At 62.3% G+C, this 16,403-nt stretch carries 13 protein-coding genes; 6 read left to right on the top strand and 7 right to left on the bottom strand.

Annotated elements, in window-relative coordinates; genetic code table 11:
• Window positions 1-44: 44 nt before the first annotated feature.
• Complete coding sequence (locus AB4O09_RS11215; RefSeq protein WP_013693795.1) at window positions 45-1,130, bottom strand: diguanylate cyclase; 1,086 nt, start codon at window positions 1,128-1,130, stop codon at window positions 45-47.
• A 296-nt stretch (window positions 1,131-1,426) separates the two neighbouring features.
• Here AB4O09_RS11215 and AB4O09_RS11210 point away from each other — a divergent pair, with 296 nt between their 5' ends.
• The 6 genes from AB4O09_RS11210 to AB4O09_RS11185 all read left to right on the top strand — a co-directional run bounded on the left by AB4O09_RS11210 (window position 1,427) and on the right by AB4O09_RS11185 (window position 8,668).
• Window positions 1,427-2,356, top strand: coding sequence for an alpha/beta fold hydrolase (locus AB4O09_RS11210; RefSeq protein WP_003203699.1), 930 nt, complete (start codon window positions 1,427-1,429; stop codon window positions 2,354-2,356).
• 90 nt (window positions 2,357-2,446) lie between these two features.
• Window positions 2,447-3,946 (top strand): glycolate oxidase subunit GlcD, encoded by a 1,500-nt coding sequence (gene glcD, locus AB4O09_RS11205; RefSeq protein ID WP_053163003.1) that lies wholly within the window; start codon window positions 2,447-2,449, stop codon window positions 3,944-3,946.
• Entirely contained in the window at window positions 3,946-5,004 is a 1,059-nt protein-coding gene (gene glcE / locus AB4O09_RS11200) for a glycolate oxidase subunit GlcE (RefSeq protein ID WP_100264104.1), read from the top strand. The genes glcD and glcE overlap by 1 nt, the downstream gene beginning before the upstream one ends.
• A 161-nt stretch (window positions 5,005-5,165) precedes the next feature.
• Window positions 5,166-6,386 carry a glycolate oxidase subunit GlcF gene (glcF, locus tag AB4O09_RS11195; RefSeq protein ID WP_003203704.1) on the top strand — a complete coding sequence of 407 codons (1,221 nt, stop codon included), beginning with the start codon at window positions 5,166-5,168 and terminating at the stop codon, window positions 6,384-6,386.
• Window positions 6,387-6,474: 88 nt separating this feature from the next.
• Entirely contained in the window at window positions 6,475-7,851 is a 1,377-nt protein-coding gene (hglS, locus tag AB4O09_RS11190; RefSeq protein WP_003203706.1) for a 2-oxoadipate dioxygenase/decarboxylase HglS, read from the top strand.
• A gap of 298 nt (window positions 7,852-8,149) precedes the next feature.
• Complete coding sequence (locus tag AB4O09_RS11185; RefSeq protein ID WP_003203708.1) at window positions 8,150-8,668, top strand: Hcp family type VI secretion system effector; 519 nt, start codon at window positions 8,150-8,152, stop codon at window positions 8,666-8,668.
• 524 nt (window positions 8,669-9,192) lie between these two features.
• On the opposite strand, the gene AB4O09_RS11180 is transcribed toward AB4O09_RS11185, so the two are convergent.
• The 6 genes from AB4O09_RS11180 to AB4O09_RS11155 form a co-directional block, all read right to left on the bottom strand.
• A complete protein-coding gene (locus AB4O09_RS11180) occupies window positions 9,193-9,366 on the bottom strand; it encodes a hypothetical protein (RefSeq protein ID WP_003203710.1) in 174 nt (57 codons plus the stop codon).
• A gap of 31 nt (window positions 9,367-9,397) precedes the next feature.
• On the bottom strand, window positions 9,398-9,640 hold the full coding sequence (locus tag AB4O09_RS11175; RefSeq protein ID WP_027912999.1) for a hypothetical protein: 243 nt from the start codon (window positions 9,638-9,640) through the stop codon (window positions 9,398-9,400).
• 65 nt (window positions 9,641-9,705) lie between these two features.
• A complete protein-coding gene (locus AB4O09_RS11170) occupies window positions 9,706-10,776 on the bottom strand; it encodes a lipocalin-like domain-containing protein (RefSeq protein ID WP_003203714.1) in 1,071 nt (356 codons plus the stop codon).
• Window positions 10,766-13,234, bottom strand: a complete 2,469-nt coding sequence (locus tag AB4O09_RS11165) for an ABC transporter permease (protein ID WP_123351035.1) — start codon at window positions 13,232-13,234, stop codon at window positions 10,766-10,768. Before AB4O09_RS11165 ends, AB4O09_RS11170 begins: the two co-directional genes overlap by 11 nt.
• On the bottom strand, window positions 13,234-13,902 hold the full coding sequence (locus AB4O09_RS11160; RefSeq protein ID WP_003203718.1) for an ABC transporter ATP-binding protein: 669 nt from the start codon (window positions 13,900-13,902) through the stop codon (window positions 13,234-13,236). The genes AB4O09_RS11165 and AB4O09_RS11160 overlap by 1 nt, the downstream gene beginning before the upstream one ends.
• Window positions 13,903-14,879: 977 nt before the next feature.
• Window positions 14,880-16,310 (bottom strand): IS1182 family transposase, encoded by a 1,431-nt coding sequence (locus AB4O09_RS11155; protein ID WP_212795278.1) that lies wholly within the window; start codon window positions 16,308-16,310, stop codon window positions 14,880-14,882.
• Between the last annotated feature and the right edge of the window lie 93 nt (window positions 16,311-16,403).

Genomic DNA, 16,403 nt, shown 5'->3' with positions numbered 1-16,403 from the left:
CCTACCCGACAATGGGTCAAGGCTCTAGACCGCAGGTGGCCACCTCAGGGAGAAATGGCCGATACCTCCAACACCTGCCGATGCCGGTAACACGTGACCCGGTTGCGCCCGCCGGTCTTGGCCTCGTAAAGCGCCTGGTCGGCATCATTGAGCCAATGGGTCGCATCGCCATAAGCCGGGTTGAAGGCCGCCAGGCCAATACTCAGGCTCACCTTCAGCGCCGGGTTCTGTTCATAGCTGAGCGTCGCAAAGCGCTCGCGCAAGCCGTCCATGGCCTGCACGGCGTTGTGAAGCGTCAGGTCCGGCAGAATCACACAGAACTCGTCCCCGCCATAACGCCCGACCACATCGGCGGCGCGCAGGTTTTGCTTGAGCATCTTGCCAAGCTGGCGCAGCACAATGTCGCCGGCGACATGGCCATAGGTGTCATTGATGGCTTTGAAATGATCGATGTCGATCAGCGCAATCGCGCCGCGCCCTGCCCCGTCATTCGGGTGACGCTGGCAGCGCTGGAACTCCTCGTTGAGGCGATCTTTCCAGGCGCCATGGTTAAGCAAACCAGTCAGGCTGTCGGTGCGACTCAGGGCCAGCAACTCGCGTTTCTGCCGGCCCAGAATGTAGGCCTGGCGATAGCAGAACCAACCCAGCGCCATCGGATACAGGCACAGCAACGGCAAACAAGCATAGATCTGCGCCGGGCTGGTCATGGGCACGCTGGTCAGCGGGAAGATCAGCACGCCCACGACAACGCCGGCCACTTGGGCCAAGGCCCCAATGAGCAGGAAACGCAGGCCACCAATGGCGACATTGTTCATCGCCATCATCGCCAGCGTGACGGCTGCGGGCAGCGGGTTGAACTGCATTGCCGCGACCCAGAAGCCGCCAAGCGCCGCATCGATCAATAAGTTGATGTGTTCGGCTTGGTACGGCACCGAGCAACGCCGGGCCCACCCGTAGGACAAGTGTGGCCAGAGCAGGCCGTTGAACAGCATGAAACCCCAGACCCACGGCGCCGGCTCGAGGGGAAAGACGGCAGCACTCACCAACAGCAACCCCAGCGTCAGGCCCAGAATGCGCGATATATAAAGCCTCCTGGCCAGCGTCCGTCCCTTTTTTCCCGTTTTTTGCATAGGAACCTCTGCACCGCGGGCTTCCCAAGTCGTTGGGACGGGGGGTAGCTTGGAGTCTATCAGGGCGGCATCAAATAGCCACCACTGAATGAGGGGGTATTTATTCTCCTTCAAATGTCGGGCCCTGCCGCGGATCTTGGCTATACATGAGTCATCCGGCGGCTGTCATAGCAAGTAGCAAAGCAAATGCGCCATGTCATCGCGATGTGCTCGGGTTTCAGCTTCACTTAAGAATATCTGGCCCGTCGGCTCAGACTGGCCGATCACATTCTGTCCTGACCCATGGGGGGCAAAACATGCTGGTGTTGTGGGTAGTCCTTGCCGTGTTTATCGCCTGGAGCTGGTTGACATATCCAGGCATCGGCCATGTGCTGTACGACATGGGCATGGCGCTGGAGGCACGTCTCTACCGGTTGCACAAGATCACCGTCCCCATCAGCGAGATGACCGTATCGACCTGGCAAGGCGGGCCCTATGAAGCGTCCGGCAGCATCCTGATGCTGCATGGCTACAGCGCCGACAAGAATCTCTGGCTGCGCTTCGCCCGACATTTTGTCGGCGACTACCGGGTGGTGGTGCCCGACCTGGCCGGCCATGGCGAAACCGGCTTCAAGGCCGGCGGCGGCTATGACATCCCGACCCAGGCCCGGCGGGTCATCGAGTTGCTCGACGCCTGTGGCCTGGACAAGGTCCATGTGATTGGCAATTCCATGGGCGGTTACCTCGCCGCATGGCTGGCGGCCACCTCGCCCGAGCGCGTGCTGACCCTGGCGCTGATCGATCCGGCCGGCGTCACCGCGCCCCAGGCCAGCGACATGGAACGCCACCTGGCCGCCGGGCATAACCCGTTCCTCGTCGACTCGCGGGACGATTTCGCGCCGTTCTACGCAATGACCATGGCCTCCCCGCCCTGGGTGCCCAGCGTGGTGCTGGCGGCAATGGCCGAACGTTACGAACAGCGCCGCGAGGAACTGGCGGAGATCTTCGTCGATTTTCGCGCCAGCCCGCCGATGGAACCGCGCCTGGCCGACATCCGCGCCCCGTCGCTGCTACTCTGGGGGCGCAAGGACAGGTTGATCGACGTCAGCAGCGTGCCGGTGTGGAGCAAGGGCATCGCCGATTTGCGGGTGGAAATCTGGGACGGTATTGGCCACATGCCCATGGTCGAACGACCGGGAAAAACCGCGGCGCTGTACCGGGAATTTCTCAAGGGGCTGGGGCAGTGACGGCGATGCGAAAATAACAAAATGAATCCCTGTGGGAGCGAGCTTGCTCGCTCCCACAGGGATTCGAGCCGACTCAGAGGTATCGACTTCATGAACATCCTCTACGACGAACACCTCGACGGCCCCTTGCCCAAGGTGGACAAACAGGCGCTGCTTCAAGCCTTGCAGGCACAGGTTCCAGACCTGGACATCCTGCATCAGGAGGAAGATCTCAAGCCCTACGAATGCGATGGCCTGTCGGCCTACCGCACCACGCCCCTGCTGGTGGTACTGCCCAAGCGAGTCGAGCAGGTGCAAGCGCTGCTCAAGCTCTGCCATGGGCTGAATGTGCCGGTGGTCGCCAGGGGTGCCGGGACCGGCCTGTCCGGCGGCGCCCTGCCCCTGGCAAGCGGCGTGTTGCTGGTGATGGCGCGGTTCAACCAGATCCTGCACATCGACCCCGACGCCCGCACCGCACGTCTTCAGCCCGGTGTGCGCAACCTGGCGATCTCCCAGGCGGCGGCGCCGTTCGGGCTGTATTACGCGCCGGATCCCTCGTCGCAGATCGCCTGTTCCATCGGCGGCAACGTCGCGGAAAATGCCGGCGGCGTGCACTGCCTCAAGTACGGCCTGACGGTGCACAACCTGTTGAAGCTGGAAATCCTCACCATCGAAGGCGAGCGCCTGACCCTCGGCAGCGAAGCCCTGGACTCGCCGGGCCTGGACCTGCTGGCGCTGTTCACCGGTTCCGAAGGTTTGCTGGGGGTGATCACCGAAGTGACGGTCAAACTGTTGCCCCGGCCCCAGGTCGCCAAGGTGCTGCTGGCCAGTTTCGATTCGGTGGACAAGGCCGGGCGAGCGGTAGCCGACATCATCGCCGCCGGGATCATCCCCGGCGGCCTGGAAATGATGGACAACCTGGCGATCCGCGCCGCCGAGGACTTCATCCACGCGGGTTATCCGGTGGAGGCCGAAGCGATCCTGCTGTGCGAACTGGACGGGGTAGAGGCCGATGTCCATGACGATTGCGAACGGGTCCGCCAGGTGTTGGAGCAGGCCGGGGCCACCGAGGTGCGCCAGGCGCGGGACGAGGCCGAGCGGCTGCGCTTCTGGGCCGGGCGCAAGAACGCCTTCCCGGCGGTGGGTCGCCTGGCGCCGGATTATTACTGCATGGACGGCACCATCCCGCGACGTGCCCTGCCCGAGGTACTGCAGCGCATCGCCAGCCTCGGTGCCGAGCATGGCCTGCGCGTCGCCAACGTTTTTCACGCCGGTGACGGCAACATGCACCCGCTGATCCTGTTCGATGCCAACCAGCCCGGCGAACTGGAGCGCGCCGAAACCCTGGGCGGGAAAATCCTCGAACTGTGTGTCCAGGTAGGTGGCAGCATCACTGGCGAACACGGTGTCGGCCGGGAAAAAATCAATCAGATGTGTACGCAATTCAACAGCGACGAACTGAACCTGTTCCACGCGGTGAAAGCAGCTTTCGATCCCCAAGGCCTGCTCAACCCCGGCAAGAACATCCCCACCCTGCACCGCTGCGCCGAATTCGGGGCCATGCACATCCATGGCGGGCAACTGCCGTTTCCTGAACTGGAGCGTTTCTGATGAACCGCGAAGCCGACCAGGACGCCAGCCACCTGCTGCTCGAACAGGTCAATCGCGCCCGGGCCGACGCCACGCCGCTGCGCATCCAGGGGTCCAACAGCAAGGCTTTCCTGGGGCGCGAAGTGGCCGGCGAAGTGCTGGACACCCGCGTGCATCGTGGCATCGTCCACTACGACCCCACCGAACTGGTGATCACGGCCCGGGCCGGCACCCCGCTGCGGGAACTGCTTGCCGCCCTCGACGCCGCCGGGCAGCGGCTGCCCTGCGAACCGCCAGCATTTGGCGATGACGCCACGGTCGGCGGCATGGTCGCCGCCGGGCTGTCGGGGCCGCGTCGACCGTGGGCCGGTTCGGTGCGCGACTTCGTCCTGGGCACGCGGCTGATCAGTGGCCACGGCACGTTGCTGCGTTTCGGCGGCGAGGTGATGAAAAACGTCGCCGGCTACGACCTGTCGCGCCTGTTGGCCGGCAGTTTCGGTTGCCTGGGGGTGATCACCGAAGTTTCCTTGAAGGTCCTGCCCAAGCCCCGTCACAGCCTGAGTATCCGCCTGGAACTGGACAGCACCGAGGCCCTGGAAAAACTCGCCGAATGGGGCCGTCAGCCCCTGCCCATCAGCGCAGCCAGCCATGACGGCGACTGCCTGCACCTGCGCCTGGAGGGTGGCGAAGGCTCGGTCAGCGCCGCTCATCAGCGTTTCGGTGGCGAGGTGATCGACGATCAATACTGGACGGCACTCAATGAACATCAGTTGGCCTTCTTCGATGAAGGCTTGCCGCTGTGGCGCCTGTCGCTGCCCAACCATACCGGGCCGCTCACCCTGCCCGGCGCGCAGTTGATCGACTGGGCCGGCGCCCAACGCTGGTTGAAAACCGAGGCCGACACGGTGCAAACCCTGGCCCATGAAGTCGGTGGCCATGCCACCTGCTATCGTCAGGGTGCCAGCGACACACCGTTCCAGCCACTGGCCCCGGCGCTGCTGCGCTATCACCGGCAGCTCAAGGCCCAGCTCGATCCCCTGGGGCTTTTCAACCCTGGTCGGATGTATCTGGAGTTCTAGTGTCCTGTGTCGCAAATGCGTTCCTTTTTGACGAGTGGCTGTTGTCGTCAGGCAAGGCGCCGCGACGAGTCATAGCCCGCTATGGCGAGGAGCGGCAACGCAGCATGACGACAACAGACGCCGTCAAAAAGAAACAGCATTTGTGATACAGGACACTACCTATGCAGACTCGGTTCAGTGAGGAAAGCAAAAATCTACCCCGCGCCGAAGAAGCCGAACGGATCCTGCGCAGCTGCGTGCATTGCGGCTTCTGCAATGCCACCTGCCCCACTTACCAATTGCTCGGCGATGAACTGGACGGCCCGCGCGGACGCATCTACCTGATCAAGCAAGTGCTCGAAGGCCAGCCGGCGACGGCCAGCACCCAGCTGCACCTGGATCGCTGCCTATCCTGTCGCAACTGCGAGACCACCTGCCCGTCCGGCGTGGATTACCACAACCTGCTGGACATCGGCCGGGCGGTGGTCGACCAAGCCGTGCCGCGTCCCGCCGACCAACGCGCGCTGCGCCTGGGGCTGCGAAGCCTGGCCGCCAGCCCCGATCGGTTCAAGGCCCTGCTGCGTCTTGGAGCGATCTTCCGTCCGTTGCTGCCAGCGAACCTGAGCGCCAAGTTGCCCCGCCCTTCCCCTCCTCACGGCGAGCGCCCGCCTCTGCGGCATCGACGTACGGTGTTGATGCTCGAAGGTTGCGTGCAACCGGGCCTGTCGCCCAACACCAATACCTCGGCAGCACGAGTGCTGGATCGACTCGGCATCAGCGTGATCACCTGTGCGCAGGCCGGCTGCTGCGGCGCCCTGGATTATCACCTCGACGCCCAGGCCACTGGGCTGGATCGCGCCCGGCAGAACATCGACGCCTGGTGGCCACACCTGGAAAACGGCGCTGAAGCCATCGTCCAGACGGCCAGCGGCTGTGGCGCATTCATCAAGGACTACGGGCACCTGCTGGAGCATGACCCGGCCTACGCCGCCAAGGCCAGGCAGGTGAGTGAGCGGGCGCTGGACCTGGTGCAAGTGCTCGGCAAGGAACCGCTGGAACAGATCTGCGCGGCCAGGAACCAGCGCATTGCCGTGCATTGCCCCTGCACCTTGCAGCACGCGCAGAAACTCGCCGGCAGCATCGAGGCGCTGCTGACGCGGCTGGGTTTCAACCTCACCGAGGTGCCCGACGGCCATTTGTGTTGCGGCTCGGCCGGCACCTATTCGCTGACCCAGCCGGCCCTGGCGCGGCAACTGCGGGATAACCGCCTCAATGCGCTGGAAAGTGGCCAGCCGGAGTTGATCGTCACTGCCAACGTCGGCTGCCAGAACCACCTCGACGGCGCCGGTCGCACGCCCGTGCGGCACTGGATCGAGCTGGTGGATCAGTCCCTGGCAGAATGAAGTCCTGAAGATTCTTCGTTTGCCGGGGCCGGCGAAGGCTGCGATCTTTCGTCCATCTTTCCCACAGCCCTCGCCAGGAACTCTTACGATGAGCTTCGTCAGCCCCGACCTGATCCGCCAACGCTTCTCCAGGGCGATGTCCGACATGTACCGCGACGAGGTGCCGCTGTATGGCGCCCTGATGAAGCTGGTGGAGCACACCAACGCCCAGGTGCTGGCCGAAGACCCGGTCCTGGCCGCACACCTGCGCAGCACCGGCGAACTCGAGCGCCTGGACCTGGAACGCCACGGCGCGATCCGCGTCGGCACCGCCGCCGAGCTGGCGACCCTGGGGCGTCTGTTCGCGGTCATGGGCATGCAGCCGGTGGGCTACTACGACCTCACGCCTGCCGGGGTGCCGGTGCATTCCACCGCCTTTCGCGCCGTGCACGAAAGCGCGTTGCAGATCAGCCCGTTTCGGGTGTTCACCTCGCTGCTGCGCCTGGAACTGATCGAGAACGCCGAGCTTCGGGCCTTTGCCGAGTCGGTGTTGGACAAACGACAGATCTTCACCCCCAGGGCCCTTGAGCTCATTGACCTGGCCGAACGCCAAGGTGGCCTGACGGAAGCCCAGGCTGAGGACTTCGTCCTACAGGCCCTGGAAACCTTTCGCTGGCACCACAGCGCCACCGTTACCGCCGAACAGTACCGACAATTGAGCGCCCAGCATCGCCTGATCGCCGACGTGGTGGCGTTCAAGGGCCCGCACATCAATCATCTGACGCCGCGCACCCTGGACATCGACATCGTCCAGGCCCGGATGCCCGTGCACGGCATTACCCCCAAGGCCGTGATCGAAGGCCCACCCCGCCGCCAATGCCCGATCCTGCTGCGCCAGACCAGTTTCAAGGCACTCGACGAACCCGTCGCCTTCACCGACCAGCCACAGTCCCAAGGCAGCCACAGCGCCCGCTTCGGCGAAATCGAACAACGCGGTGCCGCCCTCACGCCCAAGGGCCGCGCGCTCTACGATCAATTGCTGAACGCCGCGCGCGACGCGCTGGGAGAGTTTCCCAACGAAGCCAACGCCGAACGCTACAACCGGCTGATGGCCGAACACTTTGTCGAATTCCCTGACAACCACGACGAACTGCGCCGACAGGCATTGGCGTACTTCCGCTATTTCGTCACCCCCAAGGGCCTTGCCGCCAAGGGCACACTTGAGCAAGCCGTCTCCCTGGAGCACTTGCTCGAGCAGCAATACCTGCGCGCCGAACCCTTGGTGTACGAGGACTTCCTGCCCGTCAGCGCCGCCGGCATTTTCCAGTCGAACCTCGGCGATGCCGCCCAGAGTCATTATGCCGGCCAGTCCAATCGCCAGGCCTTCGAAGAGGCGCTGGGACGAGCGACCATCGATGAGCTGAGGCTGTACGCCCAGACGCAACAGCGCTCCATCGATGAGTGCCGGTCTGCATTGCGCGTGTAGGAATAAGCTGAAGGGCAAAACGGCAAAAAACTGCCTGAGAGGCGTGCGCGCAGCGCGCCTTTCTCAGCCACCCGGCCCGGGTATCGCGGTGTCTGATCGGGCCGCGAGGAACTGCAATGGGCCGAGCAAACCTCTGAGCGATTTCTCGCTTGCCTGCAGGGAGGCGCTTCCCGATAGAAGATCAACCTATTGATATATATAGATTTTTAAAAAATGGCATAGCTCTTGATATCCGTGAGGCCACCTCGGGGCGACTCCCGTCCCAGGCCCTATCGTTATCCAGGAAGGAGAGCATCCATTGGCTACCCCCGCGTACATGTCCGTTAAAGGCACTAAACAAGGCCTGATCACTGCCGGTGCGTTTACCGCCGATTCAGTGGGCAACACCTATCAAGAGGGTCATGAAGATCAGGTCATGGTGCAGGCTTTCGAGCACCAAGTGACCATCCCTCGCGACCCTCAATCCGGTCAGCCAACCGGTCAGCGCATACACAAACCCCTGACCATCACCAAGGTATTCGACAAAGCCTCGCCACTGCTTCAGGTCGCCCTGACGAGCGGCGAACGCCTGGAGGAAGTCAAGATCCAGTGGTACCGCACTTCGGCCGCAGGCACCCAGGAGCACTACTACACCACCACATTGGAGGACGCGATCATCGTCGATATCAAGGACTACATGCTCAACTGCCAGAACCCGGAAAACTCACACTTCACCCATCTGGAGGACGTGCACTTCACGTATCGCAAAATCACCTGGACCCACGAAGTCAGCGGTACCTCGGGCTCCGATGACTGGCGCTCGCCGGCCGCTGGTTGAATCGGAGGCAGCCACTCACGCATCGGCCAATTCTGCAGGTCGATGTGCAGTTGAAAATAATCGATAGTTGTTGATTCAGGGTGGTGTTCGCCCAGTGCGATGGCCTCGGCAATCCATGCACTGGTAAAGAGCCTGACACTGGGCGAACGCGAATAATAATAATGGAACTTTCCGAATATGTCCGCGCGCCCGTTTAAATAATTATTCATTGTTACAACTATCTCCGCGATCTCTGCAGAAGCTGGCGAAGCCTGCGATCTTTTGATCTTTCGCTTGAGATTCAAGTGTTTGGGGAAAGATCGCAGCCTCGTTGCACTCGACAGCTCCTCCGCGGCTCCTACACAGCAAAGCGTGAGCCAGCTCCCTCGCCATGATTTTGTGTTTGGACGGCACCGCTACATAGCGCTGTACAGCAGCTATACAAAAACAAGAATAAGTACAAAAGTTATCTGCCGCGAACACATCCAAACAAAGTTAAACAGTCATTAAAAAACTTTTTTTAATGCCGGTCGACGTGACAAACCTCAGCCACGCCGACCGGTTTTCTGCGCATCGGTATCCCCTGCCTCAGGGTCACCGTGCTGTTGTTTACGCTTGGCCGGGTCATTGGGCCGCAAGGCATCGTTATCGCGTTCCACTTCACCGGGCAATGCCGGGGCGTCGGGGTTTTGCCGGGTTTGATCGGGGCGGTGCTGCATGGCGAACTCCTTGAATCTTTCAGGCCTGGGATCAGGCGTCGGGGTCGGCGACTTCTTCAGCGACGTTGGCATCCGGAGAGCGCTGGTGCAGTTGTTCGGCCTTGGTCTTCAAGACCTGCCACTGCGCCAGGTCGATGGCGCCCTGACCGAACAGGTCATTGGCCACCCGCATCAGTTCGGTGAAGTGAGCATCGGGGGACTGCTGCCAGTAGGCCTTGTCGTCGAACAATCGCTGCCAATCGGCCAGCGACGGAAGTTTGAGGTCATCGCTCATGACGGGCTCCTGCGAGACATTCATAAACTATGAGGGTCGGCGTTCGCGGGGAGTTCCGGCGATTCTCAGTAGCCGGTCATTTCCAGGTAACCGGTGCCGCCCTGGCTGCCACGCAGTCGCACCGGTCCTTCCCAATAGGGAATGCGCAGGTTCATCCAGGCATTGGGATTGAGCGCGTGGAGGGTGATGTCGAGTTGCTTGCTGGGGATCTTGATCGCCCAGCCGACCGGCATAGAGCGTCCGGCGACCTTGGCGGTTTCCTGAGGCACGAGGCTGATTTCCCCGGCGTGCAGGGTTTGCGCTTGGCCCTGGGCGTCGATCCAGGTGCCCGTGAGATACGGCTCGCCGTCCTTGTGGCGCATGCGGTAGAGCATCAGGTGCTCGCCGTTGTCCAGGTGCAGGGAAAACCAGTCCCAGCCGGTCTGGTTTGCGGTCAGGGGCTGGCTGCTCCATTCGCGGTCGAGCCAGGCCGGGCCGCTGACCGCGTAACGCTGGCCATCGATTTCCAATTCACCGCTGGCCTGGAAGAACGGCTGGCTGTAGTAGTACGACGCCTGCCCCTGTTCGGATTTCTGGCTGAAACCTTGATCGCCCTGCAACACCAGCGGCCGGCTCGACGTCAGCCGCAATGCATAGCTGAAGCGTGGGTCGCGCGCCTTCAATTGCATGTCCGCCAACGGCTCGTCCCCTGAAGCCTGGGTACCGAACTGCCAGTCGTCGATCCAGGCATTGAAGGGCACCGCCTGCACCCCGGCCTGCCCCACCCCGCCTCGTGCATAACGCTCGGCGGCATGGTGCACGGTGGCGGATGTGACCGCCGCGTGGCCGAGCCAGATCGTCTGGTTGCGCCAGCCGCCGGCCTGGGGTGCGGCACTCAAGGCACTGCGAAACAGCGTCCATTGCACGCCGAACTCATGCCCCTGGGCATCCTTGAGATTGGCGGTGACGTACCACCACTCGATGCGAAAACCTTCATGAAGGCCATGGTCGGCGGGGAAACTGAACACCCGCCCAGGCACAACCGGCGTGAACGCGACAGCCTGGTCGCCGAGGCCGGCAAAGCCCTTTTGCGCTGGCGCGGAGTCATCACAACCGCTGAGCAACGCCAGCAGCAACACGCCGACTCTAATCTTCATGGGCAAAAGTCCTCAGCAAATCCGCCGGCTGCGTGCGGTACAGCGCATACAGCGGCCAGGCCGATGCCAGTAGCGTGGCGAGCATCGCCAGGGCCAGCAACTGCATCAATTGCAACGGGAACACCCGCAACGGCAGGCGCCAACCGAAGGCCTGCACGTTGATCACCGTGTCCAGGCACCAGGCCAGGGCGATGCCCAGCGGCAACGCCAGGACCAAGGTCAGCAGCGCCAGCAGCCAGGTCTGGCCGAGGTTGAGCAGCATCAACTGCCGACGCGTCACCCCCAGCGCCCACAGCGGCGCCAACTGGCCGAGACGACTCTGGCTCTGAGTCAGCAAGCTGATGAACAACGCCACCCCGGCCACCGCCAGGGTCAGGCTGTTGAGGGCGGCGGTAGCGGCGAAGGTGCGTTCGAACACCTGGGTCGACCAGCCCTTGAGCCGGGCCTGGTCGACGATGCGGCTGTCATCCAGGCTGAACCGGCCTTGCAACGCTGTCAGTAGCGCCGGGATCGCGGACGGTTCGATGCGCAGGTTGAAACGGTTCGGCGTCAGGTTCGGCCAGTGCGCCAGCAAGTGGTCGGCGTTGACCAGCACATGGCCCTTGGGATTGCCGTAGTCGGCGTAAATGCCGACGATTCGCAGTGCCCATGGCCCCTGCGGCGTCGGCAGGGTCAACTGATCGCCGATACTCACCTTGAGGCGCCGGGCCAATTGTTCGCTGAGCATGAGGGTGTCGGCGGCAGCCAGTTGCTCCCACGGCTTGTCGCCGGCCGATTCCAGCAGCGGCCAATGCTGTCGATAGTGGGGATGATCGATGATGCCGTGGATATCCGTCGGCCAGCCCTGCAACGGGACCGAGACTTGCCAGAGGGGAACGACGGCAGTGATCGCCGGTTGCTGCTTGAGCCAGGCGTGCAGTTCCTCCGCCTGGGCCGGGGTCTGCGGGTTGATGTACAGCTCGGCAGTCAACCGTTGTTCGAGCCAGTTGCTGAAAGTCTGGCGGAAACCGGCGGTCATGCTGCCAGCGCCGATGTTCGCCGCCAGCGCCAGCAACAAGGCCATCAACGCCAGGCTCAGCGTCGGCAATTGCTGGCGGCAATCGGCAAGAAACCACTGCCCGAGCACCGAGCGGCTGCGGCGCAACAGCCGCTTCAGCGCACTGTTGAGCAACACCGGCAAGGCCAGCGCCGCACCCAGCAACAAGGCGGTCATCAGGACAAAACCGCTGGCCAGGCTATCGCCCCAGATCAACGCCGATGCGGCAATCAACGCCGCCACCGTAGCCACCCACCCCTGGCGTCGCAGCCATCGCGCATGGGCCTGGTGCCAGGCTTGGGGGTTGGCCAGCGCCAGCAAGGGCAGGCGCGCCGCCCGCAAAAGACTGTCAGCGCCGGCCAGCAACGCACCGAGCAGACTCAGGCCGACACCGCTGAACCACCACCATGGGCTGAGGTTCAAGTGTCCGGCCACTTCGGCGCCGTACAACCCCCGCAGGCTCGCCGCGACATCGGGCAACAACAGGCTCGCCAGCCAATAGCCGCTGAGCACCCCGGCGATCCCGCCCAGCAAGGCCAACGCGCCCAATTCGATGGTCAGGCTGGTGACCAGTACCCGCGCACTGACGCCACAGGCGCGCAGGGTTCGCAACAGGCTGCGGCGTTGCTCCAGGGCCAGGCCGATGGCCGCGTGAACGATGAACAGCCCCACCACGAAGGATAAAAAACCCAAGGCGTCGAGGTTCAGGTGAAAACTTTCGGTCAGGCGCGACAGGTTGTTTTCTTCATCGGCGTGCTTGAGTTGCAGGCGACCGTTGAACGCTTCCGGTAACGCGGCGCTGAACGTGGCAGGCAACAGAAGCCGTGACAGTTGCTCCGGCAATCCGAGTACCTGTTGGGCAAAACCGATGTCCATCAACAGCACGCCCGGCGCCATGTCCTCCTGGGCATGCAGCGGTGGCAGGGATTGCCCATCGACGCTCCGAGGGCGGTCCCCCTCGGTCAGCCCCAGGGCTTGCAAGGTTTGCGGGGCGATCCAGGTGCGGCCGGGGTCGGTAAAGAAGGCCACCACCTCGCTCATCTCTCGTGCCTGCCCCGCCAGCGCGGCACCGGGCGGCAGCGACACCGGGTCGATGCCCATCAGTTGCAGACGCTGATCCTCTTGGTCCTTGAGCAGCACCCGAGCCTGCAACACTGGCGACACCGGCCAGCCCTGGCGCCGCAACTCGACAAACCATTGCTGGGGGAAGGTGCCGCCACCGGGTGCACTGAGGCTGGCCTGGGGTTCGCCGCCGATCAGTTGGCTGGCCCGGGCGTAGCTGTCCCGGGCCTGACTGTTCAGCGCCTGCACGCCAGTGAGCAGGCTGGTGGCCAGCCACAGGCCAGTCAGCACGCTGAAGAATTGCACCGGGTGTTGGCGCCAATGGCTGAGCAGGGCCTTGAGGGTCTGGCGAAAAATCATCACCCCTGGGCCACCTGCGCCAACTGCCCGCCGTGCAACACCACGCGCTGGGCCAGGCGAGCCGCCACCCGTGGACTGTGGGTCACCATCAGCAGGCTTGTGGGGCTCCCCTCCAGCAGCTCAAGCAGCAGTTGCAGCACTTCGTCGCTGGTGGCTTCGTCGAGGCTGCCGGTGGGTTCATCGGCCAGCAACAAGGGCGGTCGCGAGGCCAACGCCCGCCCCAGCGCCACCCGCTGTTGCTGACCGCCGGACAGTTGCTCGGGATAACGCCGCAACAGCGCCGAAAGCCCGAGCCGCTGCACCAGATGGGCTTGCCAAGCTGCGTCATAACGACCACACAGACGCGCCTGGAACGCCAGGTTGTCCTCCACCGACAAGCTGCTGATGAGGTTGAACTGCTGGAACACCAGGCCGATTTCCGTGCGTCGCCAATTCGCCAACTGGCTTTCACTCATGCCATCTAGCCGATACTCGCCACTGCGAATGCTGCCGCGATCGACCTTGTCCAGCCCAGCGACCAGGTGCAGCAAGGTGCTCTTGCCACTGCCCGACTCCCCCATCAGCGCCAGACTGCTGCCGGGCATCAGGGTCAGGTTGATACCTTGCAGCACCGGCAATGGGCCTTGGGGCGTGGGGTAGCTTTTGAAGACATCGCGGACTTCAAGCATGAAAAGGCTCGATGAATGAACGTGGGGGTCAGGATAGCGGAGTTGAGTGATGGGCCCCACCCGGGATGAACCTGCCTGATACTCAGCAACCAGAACAGCTACGACGAGGTAGATGCCACAGAGGCTGGGTATTTGCTCGTCGGGTTGGGGTGTATATCCGTTGCTGCGGTAACGGCGACTTAGGGTTCCGCCCTGACGGCGGCTCACTTTTGAGAAGCCCGGAAGCCGGCCCAGTCAAAAGTAAGCAAAACGCTTTTGCCCCACCACTTGGTGCCTCGCTTAGGCTCGGCATGCCCTCACTCCGGCATTGCTCCGTGGGCCCGCCGCGAGGCGGCCTAACAGCCGACCTGGTTCTTGGTGGGACCGCGTTTCCCCTGTGGGAGCGAGCTTGCTCGCGAAGGCGGTGTCACAGTCGATGAAGATGTTGGATGTGCCGGCCTCTTCGCGGGCAAGCTCGCTCCCACAGGGGGGCCAGGTGCACATGGAGTTTGTGTCTGCTGAAGATCCAATGTGGGAGCGAGCCTGCTCGCGAAGGCGGTGTCACAGTCGATGAGGATGTTGGATATGCCGGCCTCATCGCGAGCAAGCTCGCTCCCACAGGGGGGGCTAGGTGCACATGGAGTTTGTGTCTGCTGAAGATCCAATGTGGGAGCGAGCTTGCTCGCGATAGCGGTGGTTCAGCCACATAGATGCTGGACATGCTCCCGTTTTTGCTTTGCTTTGGCTTTTGATCTTGGGCGCCCCGTTAAACCACGCTGGCCGAACGCAGGCATTGCGCAGTGGGCAACCCGGCATGGATGCCGGGTTAGCCGCGCTGGGCCCAGAGTGTGTAAAAACAGAAAAAACATCGTCGGCACGTAGTGCCGACAGGTGTTGGCCAACTGATTAAAACCTGAAGGGTTCCTGTAGCTCCAAGCGGCCCCTACGAACGCTAGCAAGGCTTCATAGCTTGATTAACGGGGCAAAACGGCAGGCTTTCAGGCCGCCAGCGCCTTCATCAGACCCTGCGCACCAAGGATTTTCATCACTCTTTTCCAATTGTAAGCGAGCACATTCAAGCTCATTTCAGTGCTGACCCCAGCCAGCCGCCGTGTCAGAAAATGCGTCGCTCCCATCCATTGCTTCAGCGTCCCGAAGGGGTGCTCGACCGTTCGCTTGCGGATGTTCATCATCTGCGGCTCATTGTTCAGCCGGGCCTGCATTTCCTCCAGTAACGCCTCATGTTCCCAGCGCCGAATTTTTCGCTCTCTGGCCGGTGTGCATTGCGCCTTTATCGAACAGGCTCGGCAGTTGGAGTGCCAGTAAACGTCCAGCTTCTTGCCCTTGTCGACGTAAGAGTTGCGCCAGATCAGCACTTGCTTGGCGGGGCAGACGTAGACATCTTTGTCTGCGTCGTAAACAAACTCGTCATTGCCGAAACGGCCATCAAATTTGGCCCGCGAGCTCAGTGTTTTCGGCACATAAGCTGTGATCCCTGCCTCGTGACAGGCCAGGATTTCTACGCTTTTGTAATACCCTCGGTCCGCCACCACCGACAACGATTCGATTTGCATCGCCTCACGGGCCTGCTGGGCCATCGAGCTAAGCTGATCACGGTCGTGACCGACATTGGTCACCTCGTGCGCAACGATCAAATGGTGTTTGGTATCGACTGCTGTCTGCACGTTGTAGCCCACGATGCCATGACCGCTCGTCATCATCATCGAGCGCGCGTCCGGGTCGGTTAGCGAGATCTGTTTGTCCGGCGATGCTTCAAGCTGTATTTCAATCGCTTGGAGTGCCTTCATCTGCTCCTTCAATTTGGCGATTTTCTCTTCCAGGCCGCCTTTGGGCCCTGAAGACTTGGGCTCTTCCCGATCAGCCTCATCCAGCGCCTTCAGATAACGGGCAATGCTTGACTCGATGTCTTCCATCCGGCGCTTCAGCTTGGCGCTGGTAAAATTGCGGTCGCGGTTGTTCACCGCCTTGAATTTACTGCCGTCGATGGCAACGAAATGCTCCGAGAAAAGCCCAAGTTGTTGACACAGCACGACGAACTGCCGACAGACTCCTCGAATGGCCTTTCCGTTGTCTTTGCGGAAGTTGGCGATGGTCTTGAAATCCGGCATCAGGCGACCGGTCAGCCACATCAGCTCGACGTTGCGCTGCGCCTCGCGCTCAAGGCGCCGGCTTGAATGGATACGGTTGAGATAGCCGTAGATGTAGATCTTCAGCATGACTGCAGGGTGGTAAGCCGGTCGGCCCGTTTTAGCGGGGACAGCGCTGTCAAAACCCAAGCTGATCAGGTCGAGCTCATCCACGAAGACATCGACAACGCGCACCGGATTGGTGTCGCTGACGTAGTCGTCCAAGCTCTCGGGGAGCAAGGTAGTTTGATCTCGGTGTTCACCTTGGATGAAGCGTTTCATGGGCAGCCCTTGCGATGAAGTCCTGGGGAATCATAGCAAGGGTTGGCTTCGGGGTTTTTACACACTCTGGGCCATGGATGGCCCTTCGCGGCG

The organism is Pseudomonas sp. H1_F01 (assembly GCF_054681425.1).
This window is presented reverse-complemented; position numbering and strand designations above follow the sequence as displayed.

Bases quoted from the DNA above. Each gene is read 5' to 3' on its own strand.
- glcE (WP_100264104.1), top strand. From the start codon at position 3,946: ATGAACCGCGAAGCCGACCAGGACGCCAGCCACCTGCTGCTCGAACAG.
- AB4O09_RS11175 (WP_027912999.1), bottom strand. From the start codon at position 9,640: ATGAGCGATGACCTCAAACTTCCGTCGCTGGCCGATTGGCAGCGATTG.
- AB4O09_RS11215 (WP_013693795.1), bottom strand. From the start codon at position 1,130: ATGCAAAAAACGGGAAAAAAGGGACGGACGCTGGCCAGGAGGCTTTAT.
- glcD (WP_053163003.1), top strand. From the start codon at position 2,447: ATGAACATCCTCTACGACGAACACCTCGACGGCCCCTTGCCCAAGGTG.
- glcF (WP_003203704.1), top strand. From the start codon at position 5,166: ATGCAGACTCGGTTCAGTGAGGAAAGCAAAAATCTACCCCGCGCCGAA.
- AB4O09_RS11160 (WP_003203718.1), bottom strand. From the start codon at position 13,902: ATGCTTGAAGTCCGCGATGTCTTCAAAAGCTACCCCACGCCCCAAGGC.
- AB4O09_RS11155 (WP_212795278.1), bottom strand. From the start codon at position 16,310: ATGAAACGCTTCATCCAAGGTGAACACCGAGATCAAACTACCTTGCTC.
- hglS (WP_003203706.1), top strand. From the start codon at position 6,475: ATGAGCTTCGTCAGCCCCGACCTGATCCGCCAACGCTTCTCCAGGGCG.
- AB4O09_RS11180 (WP_003203710.1), bottom strand. From the start codon at position 9,366: ATGCAGCACCGCCCCGATCAAACCCGGCAAAACCCCGACGCCCCGGCA.
- AB4O09_RS11170 (WP_003203714.1), bottom strand. From the start codon at position 10,776: ATGAAGATTAGAGTCGGCGTGTTGCTGCTGGCGTTGCTCAGCGGTTGT.
- AB4O09_RS11210 (WP_003203699.1), top strand. From the start codon at position 1,427: ATGCTGGTGTTGTGGGTAGTCCTTGCCGTGTTTATCGCCTGGAGCTGG.
- AB4O09_RS11165 (WP_123351035.1), bottom strand. From the start codon at position 13,234: ATGATTTTTCGCCAGACCCTCAAGGCCCTGCTCAGCCATTGGCGCCAA.